This window comes from Stenotrophomonas sp. LARHCG68, from assembly GCF_052871705.1.
On the sequence record NZ_JBIXJV010000001.1, the window covers coordinates 437669 to 450040 of the forward strand.

At 67.9% G+C, this 12372-nt stretch carries 11 protein-coding genes; 8 read left to right on the forward strand and 3 right to left on the reverse strand.

Translation table 11 applies throughout. The features are described from left to right. Position 1: 1 nt before the first annotated feature. From cyoB to ACIPR8_RS01910, 4 genes are all read left to right on the forward strand, one after another. Positions 2–1984 carry a cytochrome o ubiquinol oxidase subunit I gene (cyoB, locus tag ACIPR8_RS01895; protein WP_446539994.1) on the forward strand — a complete coding sequence of 661 codons (1983 nt, stop codon included), beginning with the start codon at positions 2–4 and terminating at the stop codon, positions 1982–1984. 5 nt (positions 1985–1989) lie between these two features. Beyond that, positions 1990–2610 (forward strand): cytochrome o ubiquinol oxidase subunit III, encoded by a 621-nt coding sequence (gene cyoC / locus ACIPR8_RS01900; RefSeq protein ID WP_446540615.1) that lies wholly within the window; start codon positions 1990–1992, stop codon positions 2608–2610. Between the two features lie 2 nt (positions 2611–2612). Further along, the gene (gene cyoD / locus ACIPR8_RS01905) at positions 2613–2945 is read left to right on the forward strand and encodes a cytochrome o ubiquinol oxidase subunit IV (protein WP_446539995.1); all 333 of its coding nucleotides are present in this window, start codon (positions 2613–2615) and stop codon (positions 2943–2945) included. Positions 2946–3022: 77 nt separating this feature from the next. Further along, positions 3023–3718 (forward strand): SCO family protein, encoded by a 696-nt coding sequence (locus ACIPR8_RS01910; protein ID WP_446539996.1) that lies wholly within the window; start codon positions 3023–3025, stop codon positions 3716–3718. A 95-nt stretch (positions 3719–3813) separates the two neighbouring features. Here the strand turns inward: ACIPR8_RS01910 and ACIPR8_RS01915 are convergent, their stop codons facing one another. Beyond that, complete coding sequence (locus ACIPR8_RS01915; RefSeq protein WP_446539997.1) at positions 3814–5268, reverse strand: amidohydrolase family protein; 1455 nt, start codon at positions 5266–5268, stop codon at positions 3814–3816. A gap of 49 nt (positions 5269–5317) precedes the next feature. After that, positions 5318–5938, reverse strand: coding sequence for an ankyrin repeat domain-containing protein (locus tag ACIPR8_RS01920; RefSeq protein WP_446539998.1), 621 nt, complete (start codon positions 5936–5938; stop codon positions 5318–5320). Between the two features lie 122 nt (positions 5939–6060). Between ACIPR8_RS01920 and ACIPR8_RS01925 the strand changes: the two genes are divergently transcribed. Together ACIPR8_RS01925 and ACIPR8_RS01930 are read left to right on the forward strand one after the other, a co-directional pair. Continuing rightward, positions 6061–6942 (forward strand): LysR substrate-binding domain-containing protein, encoded by an 882-nt coding sequence (locus ACIPR8_RS01925; protein ID WP_132865611.1) that lies wholly within the window; start codon positions 6061–6063, stop codon positions 6940–6942. 121 nt (positions 6943–7063) lie between these two features. Continuing rightward, positions 7064–7477: an H-NS histone family protein gene (locus tag ACIPR8_RS01930; protein ID WP_192287637.1), complete on the forward strand. Its 414-nt coding sequence runs from the start codon at positions 7064–7066 to the stop codon at positions 7475–7477. Between the two features lie 179 nt (positions 7478–7656). On the opposite strand, the gene ACIPR8_RS01935 is transcribed toward ACIPR8_RS01930, so the two are convergent. Next, positions 7657–9339, reverse strand: coding sequence for a tetratricopeptide repeat protein (locus tag ACIPR8_RS01935; RefSeq protein WP_446539999.1), 1683 nt, complete (start codon positions 9337–9339; stop codon positions 7657–7659). A 239-nt stretch (positions 9340–9578) separates the two neighbouring features. Here ACIPR8_RS01935 and bla point away from each other — a divergent pair, with 239 nt between their 5' ends. Both bla and ACIPR8_RS01945 read left to right on the forward strand, forming a co-directional pair. After that, entirely contained in the window at positions 9579–10439 is an 861-nt protein-coding gene (bla, locus tag ACIPR8_RS01940; RefSeq protein ID WP_446540000.1) for a subclass B3 metallo-beta-lactamase, read from the forward strand. Between the two features lie 185 nt (positions 10440–10624). Continuing rightward, complete coding sequence (locus ACIPR8_RS01945) at positions 10625–12325, forward strand: serine hydrolase domain-containing protein (protein ID WP_446540001.1); 1701 nt, start codon at positions 10625–10627, stop codon at positions 12323–12325. The last annotated feature ends 47 nt before the right edge of the window (positions 12326–12372 follow it).

A 12372-nucleotide genomic window follows, 5' to 3' on the forward strand; every position in this document is an offset into this window, starting at 1 on the left:
CATGTTCGGTAAGTTGACGTGGGACGCCGTGCCGTTGCACGAGCCGATCGTCGTGGTGACATTGTTGGGCATGGTGCTCGGTGGCCTCGCGCTGCTCGGCGCGGTGACCTATTTCAAGCTCTGGGGCACGCTCTGGCGCGATTGGTTCACCACCGTGGACCACAAGAAGATCGGCATCATGTATGTCGTGGTGGCGCTGGTGATGCTGGTGCGCGGCTTCGCCGACGCGCTGATGATGCGTGCACAGCTGGCCGCCGCCGGCCCCGGCAGCGACGGCTTCCTGCCGCCGGAGCACTACGACCAGATCTTCACCGCGCATGGCGTGATCATGATCTTCTTCGTCGCCACGCCGTTCGTGGTCGGCCTGATGAACATCATCGTGCCGCTGCAGATCGGTGCGCGCGACATGGCGTTCCCGTTCCTCAATGCCTTCAGCTTCTGGATCTTCGTGGTCGGCGCCGCGCTGATGATGATCTCGCTGGGCGTGGGCGAGTTCGCGATGACCGGCTGGGTCGCCTATCCGCCGCTGTCGGGGCTGGAGTTCAGTCCAGGGGTGGGTGTCGATTACTACATCTGGGCGTTGCAGGCGTCGGGCGTGGGAACACTGCTGACCGGCGTCAACCTGTTCATCACCATCCTGCGCATGCGTGCGCCGGGCATGACCCTGATGAAGATGCCGGTGTTCACCTGGACCGTGCTGGTCACCAGCGTGATCATCATCGCCGCGTTCCCGATCCTGACCGTCGCACTCGGCGCGTTGACGCTGGACCGCTACCTGGACTTCCACTTCTACACCAATGACCTGGGTGGCAACCCGATGATGTACGTCAACCTGGTGTGGGCCTGGGGCCACCCGGAGGTGTACATCCTGGTGTTGCCGGCGTTCGGCATCTTCTCCGAAGTCACCGCCACCTTCGCGCGCAAGAAGCTGTTCGGCTACAAGTCGATGGTGGGCGCGACGCTGGCGATCGGCATCCTGTCGTTCGTGGTGTGGTTGCACCACTTCTTCACCATGGGCTCGGGCGCCAGCGTCAATGCGTTCTTCGGCATCATGACGATGATCATCGCCATCCCCACCGGCGTGAAGATCTTCACCTGGCTGTTCACCATGTACGGCGGCCGCGTGGAGTTCAGCGTGCCGATGCTGTGGACCATCGCCTTCCTGGTGACCTTCACCATCGGTGGCATGACCGGCGTGCTGCTGGCCATCCCGGGCGCGGACTTCCTGCTGCACAACAGCCTGTTCCTGGTCGCCCACTTCCACAACACCATCATCGGTGGCGCGCTGTTCGGCTACCTGGCCGGCTTCGCCTACTGGTTCCCGAAGGTGTTCGGCTTCACCCTCAACGAGCGCCTGGGCAAGTGGTCCTTCGCCTGCTGGGTGATCGGCTTCTACCTGGCCTTCATGCCGCTGTACATGCTCGGCTTCATGGGCATGACCCGGCGCATGAACCAGTACGACAACCCGGCGTGGACGCCGTACTTGATCGTGGCCTTCGTCGGCGCGCTGTTCGTGCTGGCTGGCATCATCCTGATGCTGGTGCAGATCTACGTCAGCATCCGCGACCGCAAGAAGAACCTGGACGTCACCGGCGACCCGTGGAATGCACGCACGCTGGAATGGGCCACGCCGTCGCCGCCGCCGTTCTACAACTTCGCCGTGGTTCCCAAGGCCGACCAGCTCGATGCCTTCCATGAGGCCAAGAAGGAAGGCCTGCCGCCGCCGCCGAAGGCCTACGCGCCGATCCACATGCCGAAGAACACCGGCGTGCCGTTGATCCTCAACGTCTGGATCCTGGTGCTGTGCTTTGCCTTGATCTGGCATATCTGGTGGATGGCCGGCGCCAGCTTCGTGGCGATGATCGTGACCCTGATCGTGCGCTCCTACGACGAGGACGTGGACTACTACGTCAGCGCCGAGGAAGTGACGCGCATCGAGAACCAGCACCAGAGCAAGCTCAAGCAGCACGGGGTGACCGCATGAACCTGATGTCCAACACCGGCGCCATCACCGAGCAGGTGGCCGACCACGGCCACGACGACCACGGCCATGAGCAGGGCGGCATGAAGGTCTTCGGCATGTGGATCTACCTCATGTCCGACCTGGTGCTGTTCGGCTCGCTGTTCGCCTCCTACGCGGTGCTCAGCACCGCCTATGCGGGCGGGCCGACCGGCAAGGAGCTGTTCTCGCTGCCGTTCGTGATGGTGGAAACCTTCGTGCTGCTGTTCTCCAGCATCACCTACGGCCAGGCCGTGCTGGCCATGCACCGCCAGAACAAGCAGGCGGTGCTGGCGTGGCTGGGCGTGACGTTCGCGCTCGGCGCCACCTTCATCGGCATGGAGGTGTACGAGTTCAGCCACCTGATCCATGAAGGTGCCGGGCCGAGCACCAGTGCCTACCTGTCGGCGTTCTTCGCACTGGTCGGCACCCACGGCCTGCACGTGGCCAGCGGCCTGCTGTGGATGGCGGTGGTGATGCACCAGGTGCATCGCCGCGGCCTGACCGCCACCAATGTCACCCGCATTTCCTGCCTGAGCCTGTTCTGGCACTTCCTGGACCTGGTCTGGATCTGCGTGTTCACCTTCGTCTATCTGGTTGGAGCGTTCTGAGCATGTCCGACATCGATACTTCCCGTGCCGGTGGCGGCCACGGTTCCACCCGTTCCTACCTGATCGGCTTCGTGATCTGCGCGGTATTGACCGTCATCCCGTTCCTGCTGGTGATGAACCCGACGCTGTCGCGGCCGTTGACGCTGTTCCTGCTGGTGGCCTTCGCCGTGGTGCAGATCATCGTGCAGCTGGTCTACTTCCTGCACATGAACCGCTCCTCGGAGGGTGGCTGGAACCTGGCCAGTTTCGTTTTCACGCTGGTCATCCTTTTCATCGTGGTCGCGCTCTCGATCTGGATCATCTGGAGCATGCACTTCCACATGATGGTCAACTGACGCCGTCGCGCGGGCCGGCAGGCAACTGCCGGCCCGTTGCGTGTCCGTCGCAGACCGTCCCTCGCATTGCCAACGCCATGTCCCGTCATTTCCCCCTCGCCACCGGCCTGTCCGCGCTGGCGCGCAAGCTCTCCCTTCCGGTCGTGCTGGTCACCGCCGCCAGCCTGCTGCTGGTCGCCTGCGCGGCCAAGCCCAAGCTCGACTATTACGGCAAGGACATCTCCTGCCAGGACCTGGGCCAGCACTGGACGCTGCCCGACAGCGCCGGCGTCAGCCGCTCGCCGGCCGACTTCCAGGGCAAGGTCACCTACCTGTTCTTCGGCTTCACCAGCTGCCCGGACGTGTGCCCGACCACGATGGTCGAGCTGGGCCAGGTGAAGCACCTGATGGGCTCGGACGCGGACAAGTTGCAGGTGGTGTTCGTCACCGTCGACCCCGAGCGGGATACGCCTGCGGTCGCGCAGACTTACGTGAAAGCCTTCGACCCCAGCGCGACCGCGTTGGTCGGTGATGCCGATCAACTGGCCGCCATGGCGTCGCGCTTCAAGGCGTTCTATGAGCGCGAGGACGGCCCGGTGCCCGGCGCGTACGCGATGACGCATACCGCGGGCGGCTACCTGTTCGACCGCCAGGGCAGGGTGCGTCTGTTCGTGCCGTTCGGCATGCCGGTGGAGCAGTTGTTCTCCGACATCCAGCGGCTCACGCTGGAGCCGGACCATCCGGTCAAGGCACCGGGTGCGGGGCAGTGCCCGGGCGTGGCCGGCAAGGGCTGAGCCGGTCAGGCGGGGACGCCTGCACGTCCCCTTGGTCGAATCCACGGATGGCGCGCGTGCGCCATGCGGTCACGCGCGCCGGCCGAAGTGCCGGTTCAATCGGTGGCGTCGGCCGCGTTCCAGGCCTTCACCTGCGCACGGGTGGCGTCGAGCAGTGCATCCAGCGTCGCGCGGTCCTGGACCTGGCCGCGCAGCACTACCGTGTTGATCGCGGTGGTCGCACCGATGTCCTGCAGCGGATTGCGCTCCAGCAGCACCAGGTCGGCGGCCTTGCCGGCCTGCACCGCGCCGTAGCGGTCGAGCTTGCCGAACCAGGCCGGGCCGGCGCGGGTCGCCGCCGCCAGCGCCTGCGGTGCGCTCAACCCTTCGCGCACGTACAACGCCAGTTCGTTGTGCAGGCCGATGCCGGGATAGTTGTACGAGTTGAGGAAGCCCGCATCGGTGCCGGCCATGATCTGCACGCCGGCCTGCTGCAGCATCGGCAACACCGCGGCGACCTGCGCGTAGTGCGCATGGCGGTCCTGGATCTGCTGTGGCGTGGCCTTGGCGGCGCGGTCCACGCGCCAGGCATAGGTCTTGCGCAGGCCCGGGCCGATATACGCCAGGTAGGCGTCGTCGGCATGCGGTTCGACGTCGAGGAAATCGATGATGCGCCCACCGTCCAGGGTCGGGGTCACCGCCACGCCGTGTTCGGCGAAGCGGCGGTAGGCCGCCATCGCGGTGTCGCGGTCGAAGCCGCCGCGCAGCCGGCGGTTGGCCTCGGCGCGGTCGATGCGCCCGGCGGCGAAGTCGGCGGCGATGGCCGCCTCGTCCTTCACCCCGGCCTTGAACGCGTAGTCCAGGTGTTCGATCGAACTGATGCCCGCATCGACGGCCTGCTCCACGGTCAACGCCATCGGGATGTGGCCGGAGGTGCGCAGGCCACGCTGCCTGGCCTGGCGCAGCGCGTACAGGAACAGCTCGGGCTTGAGCGTGCTGTCGGTGATCTTCACGAAGTCCACCTGGTCGCGCTGCTCGCGGTCCAGCGCAGCGTCCACGCCGGCTTCGTCGCCGGCCTCGAGGGTGCCTTTCCAGACCGGCGCGATGCCTTCGATCTTGGCGCCGGAGGTGAACAGCTGCGGCCCGAACAACTGCCCGGCCGCGATCTGCCCGCGCCACGACAACACCTGCTCGGGCAGGTCGCCGGAGGCGTCGCGCACGGTGGTGATGCCATGCGCCACGTACAGCGGCAGCAGCGCCTTGTTCTCCTCGACCAGGGCCGGGCCACCACCGAAGTGGACGTGCATGTCCCACAGCCCGGGGATCAGGTAACGGTTGCCGGCATCGACCACCTGCCTGGCCTGCCACTGCCGGGCCAAGGTGGCGTCATCGCCGACGGCGACGATGTCCTGGCCGCGGATGGCCACCGCCTGGCCGGGCTGCAGGCGGGCGTGCTCCACGTCGACCACGGTGGCATGGCGGATCAGCACATCGGCGCTGGACGGGGCAGCCAGCGCCGGCAGCGCAACCGCGAACAGGGCCGAAATGGCCAGGGAAAGCGTGGTCTTCATCAGGGGATCTCGTGGGCCGCGCGGGTGCGCAGGGGAAAGGACGCCGTGCTCATCGCGCGTTGGCGGCGAGCAGCAGACGGATGTTCTCGGCCTGACCGCGTTGGCGGGCATGCTGCAGCGGCGTGATGCCATTGCCGTCGGCGAGGTTGACGTCGGCACCGGCGTCGATCAGCAGCTTCACGATGGCCACGTGATCCGGGCCGCCGTCGCCGAGGATGATGGCCTCCAGCAGCGCGGTCCAATCCAACCGGTTGACGTGGTCGACATCGACGCCGGCCTGGATCAGCGTGCGCACCACCTCCACGTGCCCGCGTTCGGCCGCCGGGATCAGCGCGGTGCCGCCATAGCGGTTGGTGCTGCGCAGGTCGGCGCCGTGCTGCAGCGTCAGTTCCAGGATCTCGCGTTGGCCGCTGGCACCGGCATGGATCAGCACGCGCGCGGTATCGGCGCGGCGCTGGCGCACGGCGGCCAGCAGCGGGGTGCGGCCTTCCCCGTCGCGGGCCTCCAGCGGGGCGCCGCGTTCGAGCAGGGCAGTCACCTGCCGGGCGTCGCCGTGCGTGGCGGCCTGGTGCAGCGCTTCAGCCAGTGCCGGCTCGCCGGCGCCGGCCGAACAGGAGGTCAGCATGGCCGCGGCCAATGCATGCGTGGTGACCCAATGCCGGGTAGCCATGATGTCGTCTCCAGATGCGTGGCGCGGGCGCGCCGCTTGCCGTTCCAGACCGCCGGCGCAGTTGCCCGGGGCTGGCGCCGATGCTACAAGTCGGCCGTTCCATCCAGAAATGAAATATGGCGATGGGTGATATTCAGAAATCAAATAGGTCGATCTTCGACCTCGATCTGCTGCGTGCATTGGTGACGGTGGCTGACTGCGGCAGCTTCACGGCCGCGGCCACGCGCCTGCACTCGACCCAGTCCACCATCAGCCAGAAGGTGCGGCGGCTGGAGGAGCTGGCGGGGCAGCGCCTGCTCGACCGTGGCGTGCGCGATGCGCGCCCCACCGACATCGGCGAGACGGTGCTCGGCTATGCGCGCCGGATGCTGGCCTTGAACGAGGAACTGGCCGCCGCGTTGTCCGGCGAAGGGGCGGGCACCACCATCCGCATCGGCGTGCCCGAGGACTTCGCCGCCGGCCGCACCACCCGGTTGCTGGCCGACTTCAGCCGTGACCACCCGCGCGTGAAGCTGGAGGTCAGCAGCGGGCTGAGCCGCGGCCTGGCCGAAAGCTACGACCGTGGCGAACTGGACCTGGTGCTGGTCAAGCAGCGCCGCGGCAGCCGCGAGGGCCTGGCCTGCTGGCCCGAGCCGATGTGCTGGATCGACGCCGCCGCCGCGCCCACCTTCGCGCAGGACCCGGTGCCGCTGGTGGCCTTCCCCCCGCGTGGGCTGTACCGCGAGGACATGATCGATGCCGTCGAGGCGCTGGGCCGGCGCTGGCGGATCAGCTTCACCAGCTCCAGCCTGGGCGGGATCCAGGCCGCGGTCGCCGACGGCCTGGGCATCAGCCTGCTGCCGGCACGCGCGGTGACCGCCGCGCACGTGGTGCTGGGTCCGGCAAGCGGACTGCCGGTGGTGGACAGCATCGAGCGGGTGCTGCTGCAGCGCCCCTCGGCCGAACCGGAGGTCAAGACGCTGGCGGCGATGCTGGTGCGGATGCTCGGCGAGGAGCCGGCCTGATCGCGGGTGCCGGTGGTAGCGGGGTATCCGCCGCAGCATGTCCGGACGAAGGCGGCGACGCGCTAAACTGCCTGCAACCGGGTGTCCATGCCCCGGCCTGTTTTTCATGGGATCCCTACCAATGACGATAGACCTGACTTCCTTGAGCGTGCGGGAGTTGAACCAGCTGATCCGCACCGCGGAACAGACGCGCAAGGCGCTTGTCAGCCGCCCACCTGCCGAGAAGGTGAAGAAGCAGCTGACCGCGCTGGCCAGGAAGGCCGGTTACACGATCGAGGAAGTGTTCGGAGAAGGCATGGACGGAGGCGCTGCACCGCGTACGCGCCGCCGCAAGCTGCCCAAGGTGGCCATCAAGTACCGTGACCCGGAGAACCGCCGCTACACCTGGACCGGCCGCGGCAAGATGCCGCGCTGGCTCGCCTCCAAGGTTCGCTTCGGCCAGGACCCGGTCGATTTCCTCGTCCCCGGCGTGGCCAAGCTCACGCCCAAGGCGGCCCCGGCCAACCCGAAGCGCAAGTTGTTCAAGCAGGGCTGACACGTCGTGCCCCTTGCGCACAGGTGCGGCAAGGGCATGTCAATGACGACGAACAGAGGGCAGGGCACACCGGCGCAGGCACCTCGACGCCAGCGCCGGTCCGCGTCGTGATGGCGCGCGATGAAGTGCACCTCGGACGAAGTGCGGCTACGTCCGTATCGTGACGTGGCAGCAGGCACTCAATACCGCGCCGCGGTCAGCGGCGCATCGGCCCATTGCCAGGCGTCGCGTTGTTGGCGCGAGGTCTCGCGTGCGGCGTCGGCCTGGCCCATCGCCTGTTGTGCCTGCGCCAGGCCGAACAGCGACCAGCCGTTGGCGGGATAGGTCTTCAGGTCCTGCTGGAAGACATCGGCGGCGGCCTTGGCATCGCCCGCTTCCAGCAGGGCGGCGCCCAGGTAGGGACGGATCGGCAACGGCCAATCGGCGGGTTCGTTGTAGGCCAGTGCGTCCTCTGCAGTGGCGGCCTCACGTAGTGCGGCAATGGCGTCGGCGGGCTTGCCCTGTGCGCGCAGCAGCTCGCCGCGCAGCAGGGCGTCGGCAATGCGCAACACGGCATCGGCGTGGTTGATGTCGAAGAAGCTTACTTGCGCCATCGCCGGGTCCAGCGTGATCGCGTGCAATGCCTCGGCTTCGCGCGCGGCATCGGCCAGGGCCCCCTTGCGCAGGTGCGCCATGCCGCGCGCGAAATGGCCGATCGCCGAGGGATACGGCAATGCCGGTGCCTGCGCGGTGTCGGCGAGGATGGCGTCCCAGTCACCGAAGCGCACCTGGGTGAGCAACGGCGTGACCACGAACTGCTGCATGAACTGCATCGGTGCCTCGCCCATCGCGGCTTGGTCGGCACGTCGCGCGGTCTGGCTGGCCGCTTCCATCGCCAACGTGCGCGAGCCGGTGAGGCCGCTGGTCATCGTCGCGAAGTGCCAGTTGTGTGGCACGTAACCGAGCGGATAGACGCCGTTGCTGCCGCGACAGACCGCGAGGAAGTCCTTGTCCGCGGTGCTCGCCGCCAGGTTGGTCAGGGTGGCGTCGTGGTAGCGGCCCAGGCGGATGTAGATGTGTGCCGGCATGTGCACCAGGTGGCCGGAACCGGGGGCGAGCGCGGCCAGGGCGTCGGCGTGGCGCTCGGCGCGGCGTGGGTCGGGGGAGGCTTCGACTGCATGGATGTAGTAGTGCATGGCGCCGATATGGCGCGGATTGCGGGCCAGCACGCGTTCCAGTTCGCCGACGAGGCGTGCGGTGAACTCGGCGGGCGTGCCGTCCGCGCTCCAGTAGGCCCAGGGCGAGAGATCCATCAGGGCTTCGGCGTACAGCGTCGCGGCATCGTCATCGGCGGGAAACGCCTGGACCACGCGCGCCATCGCATCGGCATAGGCCCGGTCCAGCGGCTTGCGGTCTTCCGGTGCGGGCGCGGTATAGCGGGCCTGCAGCGCCTGGATCAGCGCACGGTCGGCGGGGCGCGCATTGCCGGCCAGTGCGGCGGCCTTGGCCGCGAGCGTCGCGGCGTCACCGGCCAGCGACGGATCCATCGGCAGGTTGATGTTCGGCCCGAGCACCAGTGCCTGGCCCCACACGCACATCGCGCACTGCGGGTCCAGCCGCGCCGCTTCGGCGAAGGAGCGGGCCGCGGCCTCGTGGTTGAAGCCGTAGGCCAGGCGCAGGCCTTGGTCGAAATAGCGCTGGGCAGCCGGCACGCGGGTGCCAACGTCACGATGCAGGTCCCCGAACGTTTCGAACAGCGGCACGGCCGTGCCGGGCGGTGCCGCCGCGGTCCCGCCCGGTTGCGATGTGCCGCGGTCGCAGCTGGCCGACAACAGCGTGGCAAGCGCGGCGAGGGACAGCAGGAGCGGGGTTCGACGGGTCATCGGGGTCACTCCATGACAGGCACGGCGGACGATACTGCCGGCGAATGCGGGATGTGATAGCGCCGCGTTAAGCACGCGCCAAATGTTGATTCCGGCACATCGGCGCCAGTCCGGTGCCGCGCGCGACCGCCCCCGGCGTGGCATGAGAAAACCTGATGGCTGGGCCGAAATCTGCTCGATTGTGGGCGATGCCGGTGCGGCGCATCGTTCGGTTCCATCCACACAACGAAGGCGGACGCATGAAGACTGGCAACGGGTTTGGCATCCTCGCCACCGCACTGGCCGCAGCCAGCATCTGGCCGGCGCTGGCGGCCGATCCGGCGGAATGGTCGGCACCGGTCGCGCCCTTCCAGGTCGCGGGCAACGTGCACTACGTCGGTACCGAAGGATTGTCCGCGTACCTCATCACCACGGAGGCGGGGGCGATCCTGCTGGATGCCACCCTGCCGGAGAACGCGGCACTGATCGAACGCAACATCGAGAGCCTGGGCGTACGCCTGGCCGAGGTGAAGCTGCTGATCAGCGACCACGCCCATGCCGACCATGTCGGTGCGATGGCGCGGATCAAGCACGACACCGGCGCGCGTATGATCGCCAGCGAGGGTGACCGCTGGGCCCTGGAGAACGGACGCAACCAGGGCGACAACAACTACGGCATCCAGCCATTCGAGCCGATCCGGGTCGACCAGGTGGTCAGCGACGGCGAACGGGTGCGCCTGAGCGATGTCGAACTGACCGCGCACCTGACGCCGGGGCATACGCGCGGCTGCACCAGCTGGAGCATGACGGTGAACGACCGGGGCACGCCGCGCGAGGTGCTGTTCCTGTGCAGCATCACCGTGGCCGGCAATACCCTGGTCGGCAATCGTGCCTATCCCCGCATCGTCGAGGACTACCGCGCCACCTTCGCCAAGCTGGCGGTGATGCGCGCCGACATCGTGCTGACCAGCCACCCGTCGGTGGCCGAGGTACTGGAGCGGGAGCAGCAGCATGCGCGCGGGGACGATGATGCATTCATCGATCCGGCGTTGCTGCCGCGGCTGGTGCGGCAGTTCAGCCAGGAATTCGAGCAGACGCTGGCCAAGGCCAGTCAGCCCTGAGAATGCTCCGAGGCCGGTGAGGGTGCCGGCATGGCGCAGCTTCGCTGCAGGCAATGGCCGGAGGTATGGAGCCGGTGTGGTGGGGCGACAGCAATCGGGGGAGTTTCCGCTTCTGTGTCCAACGACACATGTCCGCGCGCTGCTGGAGTGCAAGCATCGCCCCTTTGCAGAGGGCAGGTGCATCCATGGCTTACACGCTCAATCGCCGCTCCTTCCTGGCCAGCACGGCCGCGCTGCCGGCCGTGGGCCTGGTTCCTGCCAGTGCCGCCCTCGCCGCCGCGGCGCCTGCCGGCATGGCTTCACTCATCGATGGCGAGCGCAGCGCCATCGTGTCCGCCATGGCCGGCAGCAGGATCGGCGCGACCGCGGTCTGCCTTGTGCAGGATGGGAAGCCGCAGTGGGTGGAAGGGTTTGGCCACACCACCGACGTGGACGGGCAGGCGGTCGATGCCAGCACGCTTTTCAGCATCCAGTCCACCTCCAAGCATTTCGCCGCCGTCGCGGTGCTGCTGGCGGTGCAGGATGGCCTGCTCGATCTGGATGCGCCCATCACCCGCTACCTGCCGGCGTTCACGGTGAACAGTCGCTTCGAGCGCGCGCCGCAGGAGCGGATCACCCTGCGCCTGTTGTTGGCCAACCGCGCCGGCTTCACCCATGAAGCACCGGTGGGCAACAACTATGAGGCCGCCTCTCCCGATTTCGAGACGCACGTGCGCAGCATCGAGAAGACCTGGCTGCGCTTCCCGGTGGGTGAGCGTTACCGCTACTCGAACCTCGGCTTCGACCTGGCCGGGCATATCCTGGAGCGGGCCGTGGGCATGCCGTATGCGCAATGGCTGCAGACGCGGCTGTTCGCGCCGCTCGGCATGCAGGACAGCACCGCCGACGCGGCGGTCCACCAGGCGCGTGCCAACCGCGCGCGCGGTCTCCAGGAGGGCCATGCGGAAGTGCCTTCGGTGACGCCGCTGCTCGTGTCCGGCGGGGTGTGGACCAGTGCCCGCGACATGGCGACCTACCTGGCGTTCATGCTTTCCGGCGGACGCCACGCGGGCAGCCAGCTGCTGGCGCCGGCGTCATGGAACCAGATGCACGGCTTCGGGCTGGGCGGTGACTACGGGCTGGGCGTGATGCGTACCGAGCGACGCTACGGCCAGAGCCCGGTGCGCCTGCTGCACCATCGAGGCGGAGGTTTTGGCTTCGGCTGCGTGTTCACCTACTGCGTGGAAGCGGGCGTGGGCTTCGCGGCCATGTTCAATCGCGCCACCTCGGCCGGCTATCGCTTTGGTGACGCGCTGATCGATCAACTGCTGGCGGCCCGCTTCGGGCCACGCGCACCGCGGTTGCCGGCCTCGGCGCTGGCCACGATCCAGCCGACCCCGGCGCGGGTGCGTGCCTTCGCTGGCCATTGGATCGGCCGCAACGTGCGCGCGCAGATCCGCAGCGATGACGAGGGACGCCTGCACCTGCATCGAACGGAGGGCGAGCCCGGTGTCGCGCTCGGCGTGATGGATGTCGATGCGTTGTTCACCGTGGACGCGGAGGGCGAGGTGGTCAGCTATCGCTACCACGCCGCCACCGGCGACCAGCCAGCGCATCTGGAATGTGCATCGGGCGAGGAGAGCCTTGACCACAATGACGGCCCGGACCTGCCACGCGGTCCGGACACGCCGCAGTGGGAGCGTTGGCTGGGCCGCTACCGCATCGACCAATGGGGCCGCTCCTCGATGGTGGTCGAGGTGGAGCGGCGCTCGGGGTGGTTGTACCTGGATGGAACACGGCTGGTCGTTGAAACCGAGCCCGGCCTGTTCTTTACCAGCGACGGCGAGGCGGTGGACTTCCGTGGGCCGGTGCCCACCTGGCGCAATCTTCGCCTGCAGCGCGTGTGAGCGCGGTGCGGGGCATGGGCTGATCGGGGCGCGCTGCGGAAGCGTGC

Coding starts and splice junctions, on each gene's coding strand:
- ACIPR8_RS01930 (WP_192287637.1), top strand. CDS start 7,064: ATGACGATAGACCTGACTTCCTTGAGCGTGCGGGAGTTGAACCAGCTG.
- ACIPR8_RS01925 (WP_132865611.1), top strand. CDS start 6,061: ATGGGTGATATTCAGAAATCAAATAGGTCGATCTTCGACCTCGATCTG.
- ACIPR8_RS01935 (WP_446539999.1), bottom strand. CDS start 9,339: ATGACCCGTCGAACCCCGCTCCTGCTGTCCCTCGCCGCGCTTGCCACG.
- cyoC (WP_446540615.1), top strand. CDS start 1,990: ATGTCCAACACCGGCGCCATCACCGAGCAGGTGGCCGACCACGGCCAC.
- cyoB (WP_446539994.1), top strand. CDS start 2: ATGTTCGGTAAGTTGACGTGGGACGCCGTGCCGTTGCACGAGCCGATC.
- cyoD (WP_446539995.1), top strand. CDS start 2,613: ATGTCCGACATCGATACTTCCCGTGCCGGTGGCGGCCACGGTTCCACC.
- ACIPR8_RS01915 (WP_446539997.1), bottom strand. CDS start 5,268: ATGAAGACCACGCTTTCCCTGGCCATTTCGGCCCTGTTCGCGGTTGCG.
- bla (WP_446540000.1), top strand. CDS start 9,579: ATGAAGACTGGCAACGGGTTTGGCATCCTCGCCACCGCACTGGCCGCA.
- ACIPR8_RS01945 (WP_446540001.1), top strand. CDS start 10,625: ATGGCTTACACGCTCAATCGCCGCTCCTTCCTGGCCAGCACGGCCGCG.
- ACIPR8_RS01920 (WP_446539998.1), bottom strand. CDS start 5,938: ATGGCTACCCGGCATTGGGTCACCACGCATGCATTGGCCGCGGCCATG.
- ACIPR8_RS01910 (WP_446539996.1), top strand. CDS start 3,023: ATGTCCCGTCATTTCCCCCTCGCCACCGGCCTGTCCGCGCTGGCGCGC.